Source organism: Polaromonas sp. P3_B1 (assembly GCF_056402935.1).
In genome coordinates this window covers 44,456-63,379 of sequence record NZ_JBFUGK010000019.1, presented here as the reverse complement: position 1 = coordinate 63,379, position 18,924 = coordinate 44,456, and the positions used below count along the sequence as shown (strand labels likewise).

Genomic DNA, 18,924 nt, shown 5'->3' with positions numbered 1-18,924 from the left:
GAAAATTCGAAGCCCGCAGCAGTTGATGCGGGCTTGGGCTGATTTTAGGCGCAGACTTTGCGGCCTTTTGTGACGTTCCTGCATTACTGCAATGCAAGCGCCCGGGTGCCGCCCGCTATCGTTGCCATTGAAAATTTGTCCTCCAAGTCTTATATAAGAGTCAGAGTTACGCTAGAATTGTTGTGCGCTGCAGCATGGGCCGAAATCCCATCCTTTTCCCATGCCGGGCAGCGCAAAAAACCTTCCACCCGATGGTCTCCAACACCGCCAAAGAAGTCTTCATCCAGGGTATTACCCGCGACGGCAAAACCTTCCGGCCCAGCGACTGGGCCGACAGGTTGTGCGGCGTGATGAGCCATTTCCGCCCGGGCGGCCCCCAGCCCGGCAGCCACCTGACCTACTCCCCCTGGTGCGTGCCCACGGTCATCAACGGCGTGAAGTGCGTGGTCGTCAACTCCGAACTGCGTGAGGCCGAGCCCATGGCCTGGGATTTCGCCATCAACTTCGCCAAGGACAATGACCTGCAGATGGCTGAGGCCTGCCTGATTCCGGAATCGCCGACCCGTTGAGGCTGGCCAGCCAGGCCGGCTTCCTAGTTCTTTTTCCCCTGGTCCAGCCTCGTTTGTATCTGGGCGTCCGGGATCCCGGATTTGCACCAGGCGGCCACCCGCAGTGCTTCGGGTGCCAGTTCGTGGTGCTTGGCGTCGACCGCCGCAGCGGTCAGCAAGGTGGCGGGCACGCCGGCCGCGACCAGTTTTTGCTGGAATTCCTGCTGCGATTCAAAGCCCACAGCCGAGTCTTGCGGGTCGCCCAATACGAAAACGCGGCGCCGGCTGTCCGATTTGATGCCGGCGATGTGGTCTATTGGGTCATACACGGCCGACAGCGGCTGGCCCGTCTGGTCCAGCCCACGCTGGGCTTCCTTGCTGCCCAGCAAGCGAGCCCGCGTTTTGATGCTTACCGCACCGCTGCCGACTACGGCGCAATCGATGTCCGTGCGTCCCAGCGTCAGGACCGCGCCCACCAGTCCGCCGCCGCCGCTCAAACCCGTTAACTGGATACGCTGGTAGCCGTAGTTGTTCTTGATGGCATCGAGCGCCGCGTTCATCAGATGGGTTTCCACCGGCATGCGGCGCTCGCGCAAATGGCTGGCGCCGGTGCTGCCATAGGCCCCCGGCCGGGCGATGCGGATCACCGGCAGGCCGATTTCCTTGGCCGAGCGATCAGCCCGCGCGATCTGCAGGCTCCGGCTGGAGGCTTTGAGGTAGGCCTCCCTGGCGTGTGCGATGCTGCCGCTCAGCACGTCGCCGTGCATGAAGATTACGGCGGTTTCCGCGCCGCGCGCATTCGCGCTGGGAAAGTAGCGTATGCAGCCTTTGGCGGCGCGGGCGGTGCTGCCGCCCATGGCGCCCCGCTCTGTCCACTGCGTTTCTACCCAGACGGCATCCTGCTTGGCCTGGCATTCCACCTGGGTCGTGGTGCCGGTGCCTGGGTTGATGACTTCGTCGAAGGGAAAGATTTCGTCGTCCGAGGCATGGGCTGCGCCAAGGCAGCTTGCAAGGAGTACGAGCGGAGCCAATGCGCGCATGATGTCCCTTTTCCTGGCCCGGGTCACAGCCCGGGACTGGGGCTTGCTCAGTAGCTGCCCGTTTGCGCCCGAGTCTAAAGTGAAGCGCCAACAAAAAAGCCGTCTTTCGACGGCTTTTTTGCTTTGCTGCAGCGCACCCTACAAAACGGCGGACGGTATTTTCGTTAGAAAGATGCCGTCCGGGCGATTTGCCTAATTGCTTAGGCGGCCTTTGCGGGGGCCAGTGCCAGGGCTTTCACCTTGGCGGACAGGCGGCTCTTGTCGCGCGCTGCCTTGTTCTTGTGGAAGATGCCCTTGTCGGAAACCGTGTCCACAATGCTTTGGGCCTTGGCGAACAGGTCCTTGGCTTTTTCTTTGTCACCGGCTGCAACGGCTTTTTCGACGTTTTTCACAGCGGTGCGGTATTTGGAGCGCAGCGAGGTGTTCGCGGCGTTGAGTTTGACGTCCTGGCGGACGCGTTTGCGGCCCGACGCAAGGCGCGGGTTCTTTTTCTTGGGTTTGGCGGTAGCCATATATGTATTCCTTTAATCCTGGGGAGGAGTCTGTGGATGTTGCAGCAAAGCCCACGATTATATACCCCCACGGTCGCTCACTGTGAGCCTGTGGCGGCTCCCTGCCCCTTGCACTGAGGAAGGGGCCGCCCGCCTGCGGCCCGGCAAAGCCGGCTCCGCGTCTCTAACTTGGTTTTACGCGGCTCGCTTCGCATCGCGCCTGGATTAGGCCGTCCTAGCGGCAAACTTTATCGGGTTCTTGGCTTTTGGCCGCATAAACTCCCGGGGTGTCATTATTCAAAGCCGCCTCCACCGTTTCCCTGCTGACCCTGGCCTCGCGCGTCACGGGCCTGGTCCGGGACCTGCTGATGGCCTCGGTGTTTGGCGTCAGCGCCATGACCGACGCCTTTAACGTCGCTTTCCGCATACCCAACCTGTTCCGGCGGGTGCTCGGCGAGGGGGCTTTCAGCCAGGCTTTTGTGCCGGTATTGGCGTCCTGCAAGGCAGAGCAAGGGGAAGAGGGCGCCAAACAGCTGATTGACCACGTTGCGACCCTGCTGACCTGGACGCTGGTCCTGCTGTGCGTGGCGGGCGTGCTGGCCGCGCCGCTGATGGTCTGGGCCATGGCCAGCGGCTTGAAGCCGCAGGGCTACCACGCCGCCGTGGTGATGACCCGGTGGATGTTTCCTTACATTGGTTTCATGTCGCTGGTCGCGCTGGCCGGCGGCATCCTCAACACCTGGAAGCGCTTTGCGGTGCCCGCCGCCTCGCCCGTGCTGCTGAATGTGGCGCTGATAGGCTCGATCACGCTGGGTGCGCCCTGGTTTGCCCGGCACGGCATAGAGCCGATCTATGCCCAGTGCGTGGGGGTGATGGTGGGCGGCATCCTGCAACTGGGCCTGCAACTGCCTGCGCTGCGCAGGCTGGGTTTGCTGCCGCGTATAGGCGCCAGCTTCGCGGCTTTGCGCAATGCGTGGAACGACCCGGGCACGCGCAAGGTGCTGGGCCTGATGCTGCCGGCCTTGCTGGGCGTGAGCGTCGCGCAGATTTCGCTGCTGATCAACACCCAGATCGCCTCGCACCTGGCCACCGGCAGCGTGAGCTGGATCACCTATGCCGACCGGCTCATGGAGTTTCCCACCGCCATGCTGGGTGTCGCTTTGGGCGTGGTGCTGATGCCGCAACTGGCCGCGGCGCGCGGCAGCCAGGATGAGGAACGCTACTCCGCCATGCTCGACTGGGGCCTGCGCCTGGTGGTTCTGCTGTCGGTACCCTGCGCCGTAGCCTTGCTGGCTTTCTCGCAGCCACTCGTCGCGGTGCTGTACCACTATGGCGCCTTCAGCGACCTGGACGTCCAGCGCACGACGGCCGCATTAAGCAGCTATGGCGTGGGGCTGATGGGCATCGTGGCCATCAAGGTGCTGGCCCCGGGGTTTTATGCCAGGCACGACATGCGCACACCCATGCAGATCGCCGTCTGTGTTCTGGTGCTCACGCAAGTGCTCAATTTCTTCCTGGTGCCCCGGCTGCAACATGCGGCCCTGACGCTTTCCATCGCCATCGGCGCGCTGGTCAACGCCTTGTGGCTGTTGCTGGGGCTGCTCAAGCGCGGAAGTTACAAACCGCTGCCCGGTTGGGGCAAGTTTGCATTGCAGGTGTGCGGCGCCAGCGCCTTGCTGGCCGCCTTTTTGCTGTGGGCCACCGGCGCGGTCAACTGGGTCGGCCTGAAAGGCCATAACCTGGAGCGTATCGGGTGGCTGGCGCTGGTGTTGCTGGCATCGGCCGTGCTGTATTTCGCGGCGCTGTGGGTGTCCGGCCTGAAGGTCACAAAGCTCCTGAAGCATTGACGGGCGGCGTGCCTGGGGCTCCGAGCGGCGTTTTCCGTATGCCTTTTTGCGCCGGTTTATGAGAAAGTAGGGGCCATGCAATTAAATCTGGCCGTACCGTCACCATTGCAATACTTCTCCAGCCTGGTGGAAAGCGACGAGCACTTTCCCCTCCTGGAGGCGGCCATCAGCCTGGCCCAGGACGAATACCCCGACCTCGACGTGCAGCAGGTGCTGGGCGATGTCGACCAGCTTCTGGCCCGCCTCAAGCGCCGCCTGCCCGCCGATGCTCCCGCCCTGCAGCGCTTGCGCGCACTGAACCAGTTCTTTTTCCACGACCTGAACTTCGGCGGCAACGTCAACGACTACTACGACCCCGACAACAGTTACCTCAACGCCGTGCTGCGCACGCGCCGCGGCATTCCCATCACGCTGGCCGTGCTGTGGCTGGAGTTGGCCCTGGGCCTGGGCCTCAATGCGCGCGGGGTCGCCTTTCCGGGGCACTTCATGGTCAAAGTCAACCTGCCCAAGGGCCAGGTGGTGATAGACCCGTTCAGCGGCCAGTCGCTGAGCCGTGAAGAATTATCCGAACGGCTCGAGCCTTTCCGGCAGCAGGGCAGCGGTGCGGGCGAAGACTTCGAGGTGCCCATGGGCCTGTACCTGCAGTCGGCGGCGCCGCGCGAGATCATCAGCCGCATGCTGCGCAACCTCAAGGAAATCCACAAGACCCAGGAAGACTGGCAGCGCCTGATTCCGGTGCAGGACCGGCTCATCGTGCTGCAGCCCGAAGCCTGGACCGAATACCGCGACCGCGGCCTGGCCTGGGCCGCCCACGGCGAGCCCGAGCGCGCGATGCTTGACCTGGAAATTTATCTGGCCAATGCCGAGGACGCGCTCGACATCGATGCGATGGCCGAGCGCCTGGCCCAACTGCGCCAGGGCCGCTACTGAGCTTGCGGGCTCATCTCTTTATTTTCTAGAGCAGCTCAATCTCACTGAGCGTGAGAAAGCAGCTCTCGCGTGTGATCGACACAAAATCCGCGAGCCAGGGCCTGGCCGAAGTCGTCGCTGTGCACGCTACGTAAAGCCGTCCCGTCAGGCCCTTCTTGCCCACAGGCCGCGCCGTCACATACCCCCGATCCAGGTAACTTTGCACCGCCCACTTCGGCAGGGTGGCGATGCCGCGGCCGCTGGCCACCAGTTGCAGCATGGCGATGGTGAGTTCGGTGGTGCGCCGGGTGGGTTTGATGCCGGCCGGCTCCAGCACCTGGCGCACGATGTCCAGCATTTCATCGGGCACGGGGTAGGTGATCAGGGTTTCGTTGGCGAAATCCTTCGCCGTGAGATGGGGCTTTGCGGCGAGGGCATGGCCATTGGCAAGCAGGGCCATGATTTCGAAACGGAACAGCGGGTGAAATTCCACCGCTTCGCTGGCGTCGGCCTCCGCCACGATGGCGATGTCGGCGCGGTCCTGCAGCACCAGGGCAATCGGATCGGGGTGAAAGCCGGAAACGATGTCGAGTTCGACCTCGGGCCAGCGTGTGCGAAAGGCGTCCATCGCGGGCATGAGCCAGTCAAAGCAGGTGTGGCATTCAACCGCGATGCGCAACTGGCCGGTGCGGCCGGTCGCCAGGCGGGCCACGTCGCGCTCGGCTTCTTCGATCTGCGGAATCACGGCGTCGGCCAGGGCCAGCAGGCGCTGGCCCGTGGTGCTGAACTGCGGTGGCACGGACTTGCGCTCGAACAGCGCGGCGCCGTAGCGGTCTTCGAGCAGCTTGACCTGGTGTGACAGTGCCGACTGGGTGAGGTTGAGCAACTGTGCGGCGCGCACCAGGCTGCCGCTGTCGCGCAGGGCCGTCAGGGTGCGCAGGTGGCGCAGTTCAAGAATCGATAGCGTCATGGTGAATTACGTGAATCAATTATTTTCATGTTGAAAGGCAATATCTTTCGTTTGAATAATAGTTGAATCCGGCGGACCATTGCGTTCTTTTATTGATTCATTGATTTCGCAATCGGGAGATAGCTTGCATGGTCCATACACACACCCTGGGTTTTCCGCGCATGGGCGCGCACCGGGAACTGAAATTCGCACTTGAAAAACACTGGCGCGGCGAGATAGACCTGCCGGCGCTGAAAGCCGTGGGCGCCGAGTTGCGCGAACGCCATTGGGCGTTGCAGAAGGACGCGGGGCTGGACTTCGTGACAGTGGGCGACTTCGCGTTTTACGACCATGTGGCCAACCACATCCAGATGCTGGGCTGCGAGCCGACGCGCTTTGGTTTTACCGGCCAGGAGCCCGCGCTGAACCGCTACTTCGCGATGGCGCGCGGCGTGAATGCGGGCGCGGGCCATACCCACAGTGCGGACTGCGGCTGCGCTGAAGGCAGCGCCGGCGGCGGCAGCTTCGCACTCGAAATGACCAAATGGTTTGACACCAACTACCACTACCTGGTGCCGGAGTTCGGCCCGGACACCCAATTCAGCCTGGCCTCGGAGCGCTTGTTTGAGGAGGTCGCCCAGGCCCAAGGTGCCGGCCATGCCGTCAAGGCGGTGCTGCTGGGGCCGCTGAGCTTTTTGTGGCTGGGCAAGGAAAAGGCACCGGGCTTCGACCGCTTCAGCCTGCTGGACACGCTCTTGCCCGTGTACGAACAAATCCTCGCGCGCCTCAAGGCCCAGGGCGTGGAGTGGGTGCAGATGGACGAACCGATCCTCGGCCTTGACTTGCCGCCCGTGTGGAGCCAGGCCTTTGAATCGAGCTATTGGCGGCTTTCGCGCAAAGGCGTCAAGCTCATGCTGGCCACCTATTTTTCCCCTTTGCAGGACAACCTGCGCATGGCCTGCCAACTGCCGGTCGCGGGCCTGCATGTGGATGCGGTGCGCGCCCCCGAAGAGCTGGTGGGCGTGGCCGACTGGCTGCCGAGCCACAAAGTGCTGTCGGTAGGCATCGTCGACGGCCGCAATATCTGGCGCACGGACCCGGATGCCGCCCTGGCCAGGCTGCGGCCGGTGGCCGAAAAACACCAGGGCGAGCTCTGGCTGGCGCCTTCGTGCTCGCTGCTGCACGTGCCTTACAGCCTGCAGGCCGAAGACAAGCTAGACACCGAACTCAAGTCCTGGCTGGCCTTCGCGGTGGAAAAGCTGTTTGAGTTGCGCATGCTGAAAGCCGCGCTGGAAGGCCGCGAAGAGTCCGTGAAAGCAGAGCTGACTGCCGCCCGCCTGGCCGCGCAGGCACGCCGCAGCAGCCCGCGCGTGCACCGCGCCACCGTGGCGGCGCGGCTGGCCCAGGCCGCCGCAGGCGCCGACCAGCGGCTTTCGCCTTTCAGCCAACGCCAGCAGGTGCAGCGCAAACGCTTTGCATTGCCGCTGTTCCCGACCACATCCATWGGCTCGTTCCCGCAGACCGCCGAGATACGCGCCGCGCGGGCAGCCTTCAAGCGAGGTGAAATCGGCAGGTCGGCGTACGCTGAAAAAATGCAGGCCGAGATCATGCTCGCGGTGCGCAAGCAGGAAGCCCTGGGCCTGGACGTGCTGGTGCACGGCGAAGCCGAGCGCAACGACATGGTCGAGTATTTCGGCGAGCAGCTCGACGGTTTTGCCTTCACGGCTAACGGCTGGGTGCAGTCCTACGGCTCACGCTGCGTGAAGCCGCCGGTGATTTACGGCGACGTGGCCCGCCCCGCAGCCATGACAGTGGCCTGGACGGTGTATGCGCAGAGCCTGAGCAAGCGGCCCATGAAGGGAATGCTGACCGGCCCCATCACCATCCTGCAATGGTCTTTTGTGCGCGACGACCAGCCGCGCAGCCTGACCGCCCAGCAGATCGCCTGGGCGATACGTGACGAGGTGGTGGACCTGGAGGGCGCGGGCATAGGCATCATCCAGATCGACGAGCCGGCGATACGTGAAGGCCTGCCGCTGCGCCGCGCCGGCTGGAAGCCTTACCTGGAATGGGCCACGCGTGCCTTTCGCATCAGCGCCAGCGGCGTGGCCGACGAAACGCAGATCCACACCCACATGTGCTACTCGGAATTCAACGACATCCTGCCGGAAATCGCGGCCATGGACGCCGATGTGATCACGATTGAAACCAGCCGCTCCGACATGGAGCTGCTGCGCGGCTTCGGCGACTTCAAGTATCCGAACGAGATAGGCCCCGGCGTCTACGACATCCATTCGCCGCGCGTGCCCACGGTGGACGAGATGGTGCGCTTGCTGCGCAAGGCGGCTGCGGTGATCCCGGCGGAGAACCTCTGGATCAACCCAGACTGCGGCTTGAAGACCCGCGGCTGGCCGGAGACCGAGGCGGCATTGGGCAATATGGTGCGCGCTGCGCGCGAAGTCCGGGAAGCACTCGCCACGGCTTGATGCCGGGGGCCGGTGGGGGGCTCAGGTGGCGCGCTTGAGGAACTGCGGGATCTGCAGGCCGTCGGGCGAATTCATGTTGCGCGACATGGCCGGCGTGCCGGCGGCCTGGACGGGTCGGACCACGGCGCGGGCCGTGCTCTGGGCGGACATCCGGGCGCCGTGCAGCAGCGATTCCTGCGCCGGCATCAGGCTGCCGGGCAGGGAACTGCCCAGACGTGAAGCTGTTTCCACTTTTTGTACAGGTGACGGGTTGAGCGGCCTGGCACCCAGGGTCGCGGCGACCGAAGGCCGGGGCGCGATCACTCGGGCCGGAGCTTTGGCCACTGTCCTTGCCTGCGCCTGCTCCGGGGTCGCATCGTTGGCTGCCTGCGGCGGGTACAGCGTGGGCCGGAGCCAGTTCAGTATGGGCTGCCACTGCGCGAGGTCAGTCGCGGCGGCGCTGGCCGGCAAGTCGAACATCGTCATGCCGCGTTCCAGGCTGCGCACATACAGCTGGGTTTCGCGCAGCGCGCCCAGAAAGGGCATGCCCAGGCCTTCCGACCATTCCTCCAAAACCTTGGCCGCGCTGGTGCGCCCATCTATGCGCATGCCGACAGTGGCGAGGCGGCAGCGGCCGCCGGCCACGCGCGGCAGCGCCATCAGGTCGGCATGGCACTGCGCCGCCGATTCGCGGTCGAACATGGAATTGCACACCGGCATGATGATGGCGTCGGCAAACATCACGACGCGCGCGAGTTCGAAACCGTGCATGCCGCCCGGCGTGTCGAGCACCACGTGCGTGATGCCCGTGGGTACGCGCAGCATGTTTTTCTGGTCCACCGCCCAGGGGGCGATGGCGGGCAGTTCGGCGGCGCGGCGCTTGAGCCAGCTGCGCGCCGACTGCTGGCGGTCCACGTCGCCCAGCATGACCGAGCTGCCATTGCGTGCGCACCACGCGGCGATGTGCGCGGCCAGTGTGCTTTTGCCACTGCCTCCCTTGCGGTTGACGACTGCGATGACCGGCATGCATGCTCCAAAGACGGACCAGAGGAACAGTTTGATACAGAAATAACAAAAAGTCCAGCGCAAGCCAATTGGCATCGGTCCCCGCAGCTAGGGTTTTTGTAGCGCAGCTGAGGAGGGCTCAGGCGCCTCCCTGAGCCAGCCCTTGAGCCAGCGGCAGAACACCCGGCCGGTTTCGGGAGATGTGCTGCGTGGGTTGATATACGCCGAATAGCTGGCGTCGCCGCGAACCACCACAGGGGATGCCCGCAGCAGGTGACCGCGGCGCAGCGGTTCGGCCACCAGCAGTTCGGGCACCACCAGGTGGCCCATGCCGCCCGTCGCTGCGGCTATCGCCAGGAAGTAGTGGTCGAAGCTGGCGCTGACATGGATGCCGGCCGCCTGAACGCCCAGCTGCGCGGACCAGGCGGCCAGCACATCGGGCCGCGACTGCGCCGCCAGAAACTGCCACTGGCTGATGGGCTGCTGCGCGAACTCGCGGCAGCGCGCGGGGGAAGCCACGCACACGATGTTTTCGGCGGCCAGCAGCCAGTGCTCGGCGCCGGCAATGGCCAGGTCGCGCGTGACCAGCACGTCGTAGCTGTCGCCCGCGTCCGGCGGCGAGAGCGAGGTCACCAGGTCCACCGCCACCGGGGCCTCGGGCTGGAAGCCGGGCAGGGCGGGAATCAGCGTGGTCATCGCAAAAGTGGGCAGCGAGGTACGCACGATGAGGCGGGCGCCGGCCTGACCTTGCGCCAGCTGGCGCGTGGCCAGCTCTATGGTCGACAGGGCTTCCTGCACCGTATCGAAGTACAGGCGCCCCGCATCGGTCAGGCGGACCGAAGTGCCGCTGCGCGTGAACAGGGGCTGCCCGAAGTAGCGCTCCAGCGTGGCGACATGGCGGCTGACGCCGCCCTGGCTCATGCCCAACACGCGGCCAGCGCGGCTGAAATTGAGCTGGCGCGCGGCTTCCACAAACACCCGCACCGCGTTGAGCGGCAGTGCCTGGAGACTCGAGTCATCTGTTTTGCTCATCATTGGTGCCCACTTTCCTCATGGTTTTGAGTTTTTCGATGAGGAGAATCAAGGATTATGACGGTTGGCCAGTTCATCGACTGATCATATTTACTCATTATTTGCCGCCAAAGGTTGTACCCTCCATGCCCCTTGTTTTGCATAGCTGCCCCGGTGGCACCCTGCTTCTGCCCGATGCTCTTTTGTGCGACCGCCGCGACGGCGGCCACCTGGTCGTCAACCCGCCGCGGTCGGTCTGGGAGCGCAGCGAACTGACGCCGCTGGAGCTGGCCCACTGGTCCTGCCTGGTGGCTGCCACGGGGCGCGCCATGCTGGACGTGCTGCCTACCCTGCATGAAGGCTGCCTCAACTACTGGGAGGCGGGCAACTGGGCGCTCAACGACCAGGCCCCGCCCGCCGGGCCCAAGAACGTGCAGGCGCATCGCCGCGTGCATCTGCATGTGCTGGGGCGCAACCGGCGGTCGGCGCATCCCGACTGGCGCTGGGGCGAGTCGCCCAAATTCCCGCGCTGGGAGGACATGGCGGCCTGGGCGTCGGGATTCGAGCCGCTCACCGCAGCGGAATGCGAGGCCGTGGCCGGGCGCGTCCAAATCCTGCTGGATAGCCGATTCCGCCTGCCCGAGACCGGTGCCGGCGCATCGGCATGAGCGCGCAGACGCTGGCGCTGGTGCTCGCGGGAGCGGTGTGCCACGCGCTCTGGAATATCGTGGCCAAGCGCGCGGCCGGCGGCCTGCTCTTTATATGGCTGTTCGGCTGCGTCAGCATGGTGGCGGCGGCGCCGGTGGCCTTGCTCGCATGGCACCAACACCCCCAGGCCTTTGACGGCTGGATGTGGCTGGCGGCCCTGACCAGCGCACTGCTGCACCTGGTGTATTCGCTGGCGCTGCAAAAAGGCTACCGCGTGGCCGATTTCGCCGTGGTCTATCCCATGGCCAGGGGCACCGGGCCGCTGCTCGCGGTGCTGGGGGCTGTGGCCTTGCTCGGCGAGCTGCCCAGCGTACTGGGCTGGCTGGGCGTGGCCCTGGTGCTGGCGGGCGTCTTCATGACCTCCGGTGGCGCGGCGGGCATCGCCGGCAGCGGGGATGCGCGGCGGCGGCGCGGGGTGCTCTGGGGCGGGCTGACCGGCCTGTGCATTGCCGGCTACACCGTGGTCGACGGCTGGGCGGTGAAGTCCCTGGGCATGGCGCCGGTGCTGTTTTATGCCGCAGGCCTTGGTTTTCGCACGGTGCTGCTCGCGCCCTGGGTGTTGCCGCGGCGCGCCTTGCTGGCCGCGCAATGGCGGCAGTACCGCACGGCCATCTTGTTGATCGGCCTGCTCTCACCGTTGGCTTATTGCCTGGTGTTGTTCGCCGTGCAGTCCGCGCCGCTCAGCTACGTGGCCCCGGTGCGCGAGATGTCCATGCTGATAGGCACGCTGGTGGGTGCCCGGCTGCTCAAGGAATCCCTCAAGCCTTCGCAGGTGCTGGGCGCGGCGCTGATGCTGCTGGGTGTGGCGGGACTGGCGCTGGCTTGATCCGGCGGGGATCAGGCGGCCACAGGTAGCCGCAGTGACTTGCGCCAGATGCCCAGCAGCGCCAGCGCCGCCAGGCTGAACACGGCGCCCGCGGCAAAGGTGGCCGGCGCGCCCAACTGGTCCCAGAGCACGCCGGCCAGGGTGCTGGCCGCCAGTAGCGCCAGGCCGCTGGCCAGGTTGAAGAAACCGAAAGCCGTCCCACGCAGGTCGGCCGGTGCCGTTTCGGCCACCATGGTGGCGAGCAGGCCTTGGGTCATGGCCATGTGAAGGCCCCACAGCGCGATGCCCACGCCCGCAGTGCCCCAGTGGCTGCCGGCGGCCAGCAGCAGGTCGGCCGCCACCAGCACCCCGAGGCCCCAGGCCAGCAAGGCGCTGTGGCTCATGCGGTCGGCCAGCTTGCCGAAAGGGTAGGCACCCAGGGAATAGACCGCGTTCATGGCCACCAGCACCAGCACCAGCGGCGCGTAGGCTACCGGCAGGCCGCCCTGCATGGCGCGCAGCAGCAAAAAGGCCTCGCTGAAACGCGCCAGCATGAAGACCGCGCCCAGCACCGCCACGCGCCAGTAGGGCGCACCCAGGCGCTTGAGGTTGGCGCGGCTGATGGGATTCAGGCGCGGGGCGCCCGGGGCGCGTTCGCGCTCTGGCTCTCGTACGCCGAACAGCAGCAGCGCCACCGCCAGGAAACCAGGAATGACGGCGACCCAGAACACCGCGCGGAAGTCGTTGGCCCACAGCAGCATCAGGCCCATGGCCAGCAGCGGCCCGACAAAGGCACCCACGGTGTCCAGCGACTGGCGCAGCCCGAAGGCCGCACCGCGCATGCCGGGCGGGGCAAGGTCAGCCACCATGGCGTCGCGCGGCGCGCCGCGCAGGCCCTTGCCTACGCGATCCAGCAGGCGGGCGCCGAGCACCAGCCCTGTGGTCGCGGCCAGCGCGAACAGCGGTTTGGAGGCCGCCCCCAGGCCGTAACCCAGCAGCGCCAGCGGTTTGCGTTTGCCCCAGTAGTCGCTGAGCACACCCGAGAACACCTTGACGATGAGGGCCGTGGCCTCGGCCAGGCCCTCGATGAGGCCGACGGCCCACAGGCTGGTGCCCAGCACCGTGACCATGAAGACGGGCAGCAGGCTGTGGATCATCTCGGAGGAGATGTCCATCAGCAGGCTGACAAAGCCCAGTGCCCAGATGGCCGCGGGAAGGCGGCGGGGAGGGCTTGCGGGGGGCGGGGCAGGTTGCGGCATGGGTGTCTGGCTTGCCGCGCCGAGGTATTTAGCCGACGGTGACGGCGGCGCCCTCGCCCTTGGCGGCGATCACGCCGATCTCATACACCTGCTCGCCTGCGTCGCGCAGGGTCTTGGCCGTGGCTTGCGCGTTGGCGGCGTCCACCACCACCACCATGCCGATGCCGTTGTTGAAGGTGCGGTTCATCTCGAAGTCGTCAATGCCGGCGGTTTTTTGCAGCCAGGCAAACAGCTCGGTTTGCGGCCAGCTGCCCTTTTTGAGGTGGGCGGCCGTGCCTTCGGGCAGCACGCGGGGAATGTTCTCCAGCAGGCCGCCGCCGGTGATGTGGGCCAGCGCCTTGATCGGGTGGGCGGCCAGGGCGGCCAGCACGTTCTTGACGTAAAGGCGGGTGGGCTCCATCAGGGCCTGCTTGAAGGGTTTGCCGTCCAGCGTGGCGGGTGCCTTGCCGGCAGCGCGCTCTATGCACTTGCGCACCAGGCTGAAACCGTTGGAGTGCACGCCGCTGCTGGCCAGGCCCAGCACCACGTCGCCGGCTTTGACGTCCTTGCCGGTCAGGATTTTCGATTTTTCGACCGCGCCCACGGCAAAGCCGGCCAGGTCGTATTCGCCGGCGGGGTACATGCCGGGCATTTCGGCGGTTTCGCCGCCTATCAATGCGCAGCCGCTGAGTTCGCAGCCCTTGGCGATGCCGCCAACCACGCTTGCCGCCGTGTCGACGTCGAGCTTGCCGCAGGCGAAGTAGTCGAGGAAAAACAGCGGCTCGGCGCCTTGCACCAGCACGTCGTTGACGCTCATGGCCACCAGGTCTATGCCCACGGTGTCGTGCATATTCCACTCAAAGGCCAGCTTGAGCTTGGTGCCCACGCCGTCGGTGCCGCTGACCAGCACGGGCTCCTTGTAGCGTTTGGGCACTTCGAACAGCGCGCCGAAGCCGCCTATGCCGGCCAGCACGCCTTCGCGCATGGTTTTTTTGGCCAGGGGCTTGATGCGCTCGACCAGTGCGTCGCCCGCGTCGATGTCGACGCCCGCGTCTTTGTAGCTCAGGGGGGAAGGGGAGGAGGTGGTCATGGTGTCGGCTTTGCTACGGGTAGGGGCGGTAAGGGCGGTAGGGGGGCGAATGAGGGGCTGGAAGCCGGGTTTGCGACGCTGGAAGGGCCTGCAAGCCCGATAGAATTCAGCCTGAGATTCTAAAGGCTACCCATCCGGCCGCTTAGAACAGGTTCTCAGGCCCTTCCCGGGCTTCCTCCGGCCAGCTCAACCCAAGGCTTTATGCAATTCACCACCGCCCAAAAACGCGCCGCCGCCTGGTGCCTGATCGCTGGACTGGTCGTCCTCGCGCTGTGGCTGCTCGGGCCGGTGCTCACGCCCTTTGTGGTGGCCGCCGTGCTGGCCTATGCGCTGACGCCGCTGGTCAACCGGCTGGACGCCATGGGCAAGGGCCGCATGCCGCGCGTGGTGGCGGTGATCATCGTCGAATTTCTCTTCATCGTGGTGCTGCTGAGCCTGTTCTTGCTGATCGTGCCCATCATGGCCAAGGAACTGCCGGTGCTGCGCGAACAGGTGCCGCTGCTGGCGGACCGGCTCAACACCAGCCTGGCGCCCTGGCTCGCGCAGTTCGGCATCCATGTGGCGCTGGACGTGGGCAGCATCAAGGCCTTTGTGCTCAAGTACCTCAACGCCAACTTCGAGGACCTGTTCGGTTCGCTGATGTCCTCGCTCAAGCTGGGCGGCAGCGTGGCGCTGGCCGTTGTCGGCAATGCCGTGCTGATTCCGGTGGCGCTGTTTTACCTGCTGATGGACTGGGACAAGTTTGTCGCCCGCGTGCTCGAACTGGTGCCTCCCCATCTGCGCGGCGGCTTCGACAGCTTCACCGAAGAGGCCGACGCGGTGCTGGGCCAGTATTTGCGCGGCCAGTTGCTGGTCATGCTGATCATGGCGGTGTTTTATGCCGTGGGCCTGGCCCTGTTCGGCCTGGATCTGGCCGTGCCGATCGGCGTTTTCACCGGCCTGGCGATGTTCATCCCTTACCTCGGCTTCGGCCTGGGCCTGATACTTGCCGTGCTGGCCGGCCTGCTCGAATTTGCCTCGCTCAAGGCGCTGGTCATGGTGGCCGTGGTCTACGGCATAGGCCAGCTGGTGGAAAGCCTGTACTTCACGCCACGCCTGGTCGGCGAGCGCATAGGCCTGCACCCGCTGGCGGTGATTTTTGCCCTGCTGGCTTTCGGCCAGGTGTTCGGGTTTGTCGGCGTGCTGATAGCCTTGCCGGCCAGCGCCGTGCTGCTGGTGGGTATACGCCGCATCAAGGCCAGTTATATGTCCAGCCGGCTTTACAAGGCTGGGCCGGGATAGACGCATGGCGGGTATGAAACAGATTGCGCTGGACATCGGGCTGGCTTCGGCCCCCTCGTTCGCCAATTTTTTCGGCGGGCCGAATGAGGCCGCGCTCAAGCACCTGGAGCTGTGGGCCGGCAACACGCTGCGCTCGCCGGTGCCCACCTACCTCTGGGGTGAGGCCGCCAGCGGCAAGACGCATTTGCTCAAAGCCGTGCGCGAGGCGCTGCGCGAGCAGGGCGCCTCCAGCGGCTGGATGGACGCGTCCCTGCTGGAGCCGCCCGAGTTCAACGAAGCCTGGGCGGCCGTCATCCTCGACGACTGCCATCTCTACACCGCGGTGCAGCAGCAGGCGGCCTTCAACTGGTTTGTCAACGCGCTCAGCGCGCCCGACGGCCGGCCGCGCTGGGTGCTGGCCGCCGGCAACGTGCCGCCCGCCGACCTGGCGCTGCGCGAGGATTTGCGCACCCGCCTGGGCTGGGGCCATGTGTTTGCCCTGCAGGCCCTGACCGAACCCGAGCGGCGCGCCGTGCTGCGGCGCGAGGCCGATGCGCGCGGCGTGTTCCTGAGCGACGAGGCCATGGATTTCATGCTGACCCGCTTTTCGCGCGACCTCGGCAGCCTCATGCAACTGCTGGACCAGCTCGACGGCTACGCCCTGCAAACCAAGCGCGCCATCACCATCCCCCTGATCAAGTCCATGCTGGAGAGTGAATGACGGTCAAGAAAAAGATTGCGTTGTTCGACCTGGATCACACCTTGATCCCCATCGATTCGGATTACGAGTGGGGCGAATTCACGATTGCGCTTGGCTGGTGCGACAGCACCGAGTTCAAGCGGCGCAATGCCGAATTCTTCGAGCACTATCGCGCAGGCACGCTGGACATCCACGACTACGTGCGCTTCGCTACCCAGGCCATCCGTGAGCAGGGGGCTGCCAATTCGGCCGCCGCCCATGCCCGCTTCATGCGTGAGGTGGTGCAAAAAGCCATCACCCCCCAGGCGCAGGCGCTGGTGGACAGGCACCGCGCGGCAGGCGATGAACTGGTCATCGTCACCGCCACCAACGAATTCGTCACGCGGCCCATCGCCGACGCTTTTGATGTGAAGGAGCTGATTGCGGTCGAGCTTGAACGCGACGCGCAAGGCTGGGTGACCGGCGAGATCAAGGGCACGCCTTCGGCCCGCGAAGGCAAGGTCACGCGCGTGGAACAATGGCTGACGGCCCGCGGCTTGGCCTGGGGCGATGTGGAAACCACGTTTTATACCGATTCCCTCAACGACCTGGCCCTGATGGAGAAGGCGACGCACCCCGTCGCGACCAACCCGGACGAGCGCCTGCGGGGGCTCGCGGCGGAGCGCGGATGGCGCATACTTGAGCTGTTTATCTAGTATTTCATGATCAAAAAATTCATCGACAAACTGTTCGGCAAGTCCGACAGCACGGAACCCGGCGTCAAGCGGGTCAAAAAATCCCCCTTCGGGCAGCGCCAGGACGTAGGCGTCAAGGAACACGGCATCGACGTCAAGTTGGTGGACGACCGCGCCATGGACGTGGTGCACACGCTCAAGGATGCCGGTTATGAGGCCTACATCGTCGGCGGCGCGGTGCGCGACCYGCTGGTGGGCCTGCGCCCCAAGGATTTCGACGTCGCCACCGACGCCACGCCCGAGCAGGTCAAGTCCCTGTTCCGCCGCGCTTTCATCATTGGCCGGCGCTTTCGCATCGTGCACGTCATCTACGGCCGCGGGCGCGAGCATGAAGTCATCGAAGTCTCGACCTTCCGCGCCCACCTTGACAGCAGCCTGGCCGAGCAGGTTGGCGGCAACGAGCGCACCAGCAAGAGCGAGCTCGCCGGCATGAAGCACGCGGTGGACGCCTCAGGCCGGGTGCTGCGCGACAACGTCTGGGGCCCCATCGAGCAGGATGCCGCGCGCCGCGACTTCACCATCAACGCGATGTACTACGACCCCGAAACGCAGGTGGTGGTCGACTATCACAACGGCATCAAGGACGCCAAGAAGAAAATCATCCGCATGATAGGCAGCCCGGCCGTGCGCTACCGCGAAGACCCGGTGCGCATCATCCGCGCCGTGCGCTTTGCGGCCAAGCTCAGCGCGCTGGGCTTCAAGTTCGAAGACAAGACCGTGGCCCCGCTGCGCGAGATGAAAGGCCTGCTGGCCGACGTGCCGCAGTCGCGCCTGTTCGACGAAATGCTCAAGCTGCTGCAGACCGGCCATGCGCTGGCCAGCATCGCGCAGCTCAAGTTCCTGGGCCTGGGCACCGGCATTTATCCGCTGCTCGACGTGGTGGTCGAAAACGCCGACGAGCCTTTCCTCAAACTCGCCTTGCAAGATACCGACCGCCGCGTAGGAGAAGGCAAGCCGGTAGCGCCCAGCTTTTTGCTGTCCTGCGTGCTGTGGTCCGACGTGCGCGAAGGCTGGGAGCAGCGCAAGAAGCGCGGCGAGCACCTCATGCCCGCGCTGCAGGATGCGATTGACGATGCCTTCAACGCCAAGATCGGCGACGTCTCGGGCCGCGGCAAGCTGGGCACCGACATGCGCGAGATCTGGACCATGCAGCCGCGCTTTGAAAAGCGCACGGGCAGTGCCCCCTATTCGCTGCTGGACCAGCCGCGTTTCCGCGCCGGCTTCGACTTCCTGCGCCTGCGCGCGCAGACCGGCGAGATCGACATGGAACTGGCCGAGTGGTGGGAAAAATTCAGCACCGCCTATGACGACGAACGCCACGCGATGATCGAGGAAGCGCGCCGCGAGTTGCAGAGCAAGCCGCAGGCGCCGCGGGTGCGCGTGAAACGCCCGGATGCCCCGGCCCCTCTTGCCTCCCGCAACCAGGAAGGCCGCGATCCGGATGACCAAGGCGCGGATGATGATGAGCGCACGGGCACAGACGTGCAGGGCGACATGCCCCCCGCCAAAAAGCGCCGCCGCCGCCGCAAGCCCCGTGCGGGCGGTGCCGGGGCCGCGGCCGCCGATGGTGGCGCCCCCGGCGGCGACGCACAGTCCTGAGCCATGGCGACCGTCAGCGCTTATATTGCGCTGGGTGCTAATTTGGGAGATGCGGCAGCTGCCTTGCGGCATGCTGTCAAAGCGATTGCACAGTTGCCGCAGACCCAGTTGGTAAAGGCTTCGAGCATCTACAAAACCGCGCCGCTCGTGTCGGGAGGTGGCCAAGCTCCCACGATTGACCCGGCCCAGCTTGGCGACTACCTCAACGCGGTGGTGAAAGTTGAAACCGGCTTAAGCGCTCCCGCATTGCTGCAAAGCCTGCAACACATAGAGCAAGCCGCGGGCCGCGAAAGGCCTTACCCAAACGCACCGCGCACATTGGATCTGGATTTGCTGCTGTACGGCAGTGCCAGCATCGAGTCAGCGCGCCTGATGGTGCCGCATCCACGCATGTGGGAGCGCGCTTTTGTGCTGGTACCGCTTGTTGAAATTGAGCCTGGCCTGGTCAGCGATTTGCAACTGGAAGCAGTTAAAGATCAGCGGATTGAGAAGCTTTCAGGTCTGTAGCGTGCTCGACAGATTCAC

At 65.3% G+C, this 18,924-nt stretch carries 18 protein-coding genes; 11 read left to right on the top strand and 7 right to left on the bottom strand.

Annotated features, from left to right (window positions below; genetic code table 11):
- Positions 1–251: 251 nt before the first annotated feature.
- The gene (locus AC1DXS_RS12900) at positions 252–569 is read left to right on the top strand and encodes a DUF3579 domain-containing protein (RefSeq protein ID WP_477737885.1); all 318 of its coding nucleotides are present in this window, start codon (positions 252–254) and stop codon (positions 567–569) included.
- Positions 570–592: 23 nt separating this feature from the next.
- On the opposite strand, the gene AC1DXS_RS12895 is transcribed toward AC1DXS_RS12900, so the two are convergent.
- Both AC1DXS_RS12895 and rpsT read right to left on the bottom strand, forming a co-directional pair.
- Positions 593–1,588 carry a hypothetical protein gene (locus tag AC1DXS_RS12895; RefSeq protein ID WP_477737884.1) on the bottom strand — a complete coding sequence of 332 codons (996 nt, stop codon included), beginning with the start codon at positions 1,586–1,588 and terminating at the stop codon, positions 593–595.
- A gap of 200 nt (positions 1,589–1,788) precedes the next feature.
- Positions 1,789–2,100, bottom strand: coding sequence for a 30S ribosomal protein S20 (gene rpsT, locus AC1DXS_RS12890; protein WP_477737883.1), 312 nt, complete (start codon positions 2,098–2,100; stop codon positions 1,789–1,791).
- A gap of 266 nt (positions 2,101–2,366) precedes the next feature.
- Between rpsT and murJ the strand changes: the two genes are divergently transcribed.
- Both murJ and AC1DXS_RS12880 read left to right on the top strand, forming a co-directional pair.
- On the top strand, positions 2,367–3,926 hold the full coding sequence (gene murJ, locus AC1DXS_RS12885; protein ID WP_477737882.1) for a murein biosynthesis integral membrane protein MurJ: 1,560 nt from the start codon (positions 2,367–2,369) through the stop codon (positions 3,924–3,926).
- 75 nt (positions 3,927–4,001) lie between these two features.
- Entirely contained in the window at positions 4,002–4,856 is an 855-nt protein-coding gene (locus AC1DXS_RS12880; RefSeq protein WP_477737881.1) for a SirB1 family protein, read from the top strand.
- Between the two features lie 25 nt (positions 4,857–4,881).
- Here AC1DXS_RS12880 and AC1DXS_RS12875 read toward each other — a convergent pair whose 3' ends face one another.
- A complete protein-coding gene (locus tag AC1DXS_RS12875; RefSeq protein ID WP_477737880.1) occupies positions 4,882–5,805 on the bottom strand; it encodes a LysR family transcriptional regulator in 924 nt (307 codons plus the stop codon).
- Positions 5,806–5,933: 128 nt separating this feature from the next.
- Between AC1DXS_RS12875 and metE the strand changes: the two genes are divergently transcribed.
- Positions 5,934–8,270, top strand: coding sequence for a 5-methyltetrahydropteroyltriglutamate--homocysteine S-methyltransferase (gene metE / locus AC1DXS_RS12870; protein WP_477737879.1), 2,337 nt, complete (start codon positions 5,934–5,936; stop codon positions 8,268–8,270).
- Positions 8,271–8,291: 21 nt separating this feature from the next.
- Here metE and AC1DXS_RS12865 read toward each other — a convergent pair whose 3' ends face one another.
- Both AC1DXS_RS12865 and AC1DXS_RS12860 read right to left on the bottom strand, forming a co-directional pair.
- On the bottom strand, positions 8,292–9,275 hold the full coding sequence (locus AC1DXS_RS12865) for a ParA family protein (protein WP_477737878.1): 984 nt from the start codon (positions 9,273–9,275) through the stop codon (positions 8,292–8,294).
- Between the two features lie 87 nt (positions 9,276–9,362).
- Entirely contained in the window at positions 9,363–10,286 is a 924-nt protein-coding gene (locus AC1DXS_RS12860) for a LysR family transcriptional regulator (RefSeq protein WP_477737877.1), read from the bottom strand.
- A 125-nt stretch (positions 10,287–10,411) separates the two neighbouring features.
- Between AC1DXS_RS12860 and AC1DXS_RS12855 the strand changes: the two genes are divergently transcribed.
- A complete protein-coding gene (locus AC1DXS_RS12855) occupies positions 10,412–10,933 on the top strand; it encodes a hypothetical protein (protein WP_477737876.1) in 522 nt (173 codons plus the stop codon).
- Entirely contained in the window at positions 10,930–11,799 is an 870-nt protein-coding gene (locus AC1DXS_RS12850; protein ID WP_477737875.1) for a DMT family transporter, read from the top strand. Before AC1DXS_RS12855 ends, AC1DXS_RS12850 begins: the two co-directional genes overlap by 4 nt.
- Before the next feature lie 11 nt (positions 11,800–11,810).
- Here the strand turns inward: AC1DXS_RS12850 and AC1DXS_RS12845 are convergent, their stop codons facing one another.
- Entirely contained in the window at positions 11,811–13,037 is a 1,227-nt protein-coding gene (locus tag AC1DXS_RS12845) for an MFS transporter (RefSeq protein ID WP_477737874.1), read from the bottom strand.
- A gap of 28 nt (positions 13,038–13,065) precedes the next feature.
- On the bottom strand, positions 13,066–14,106 hold the full coding sequence (gene purM, locus AC1DXS_RS12840; protein WP_477737873.1) for a phosphoribosylformylglycinamidine cyclo-ligase: 1,041 nt from the start codon (positions 14,104–14,106) through the stop codon (positions 13,066–13,068).
- 201 nt (positions 14,107–14,307) lie between these two features.
- Here purM and AC1DXS_RS12835 point away from each other — a divergent pair, with 201 nt between their 5' ends.
- Genes AC1DXS_RS12835 through folK form a run of 5 tightly spaced genes read left to right on the top strand, consistent with a single transcriptional unit; the run spans position 14,308 to position 18,906 of the window.
- Positions 14,308–15,387, top strand: coding sequence for an AI-2E family transporter (locus AC1DXS_RS12835; RefSeq protein WP_477737872.1), 1,080 nt, complete (start codon positions 14,308–14,310; stop codon positions 15,385–15,387).
- Positions 15,388–15,400: 13 nt separating this feature from the next.
- The gene (hda, locus tag AC1DXS_RS12830; protein ID WP_477737871.1) at positions 15,401–16,087 is read left to right on the top strand and encodes a DnaA regulatory inactivator Hda; all 687 of its coding nucleotides are present in this window, start codon (positions 15,401–15,403) and stop codon (positions 16,085–16,087) included.
- Complete coding sequence (locus tag AC1DXS_RS12825; RefSeq protein ID WP_477737870.1) at positions 16,084–16,761, top strand: HAD family hydrolase; 678 nt, start codon at positions 16,084–16,086, stop codon at positions 16,759–16,761. Before hda ends, AC1DXS_RS12825 begins: the two co-directional genes overlap by 4 nt.
- Positions 16,762–16,767: 6 nt before the next feature.
- On the top strand, positions 16,768–18,399 hold the full coding sequence (gene pcnB, locus AC1DXS_RS12820; RefSeq protein WP_477737869.1) for a polynucleotide adenylyltransferase PcnB: 1,632 nt from the start codon (positions 16,768–16,770) through the stop codon (positions 18,397–18,399).
- A gap of 3 nt (positions 18,400–18,402) precedes the next feature.
- Positions 18,403–18,906, top strand: coding sequence for a 2-amino-4-hydroxy-6-hydroxymethyldihydropteridine diphosphokinase (gene folK, locus AC1DXS_RS12815; protein WP_477737868.1), 504 nt, complete (start codon positions 18,403–18,405; stop codon positions 18,904–18,906).
- The last annotated feature ends 18 nt before the right edge of the window (positions 18,907–18,924 follow it).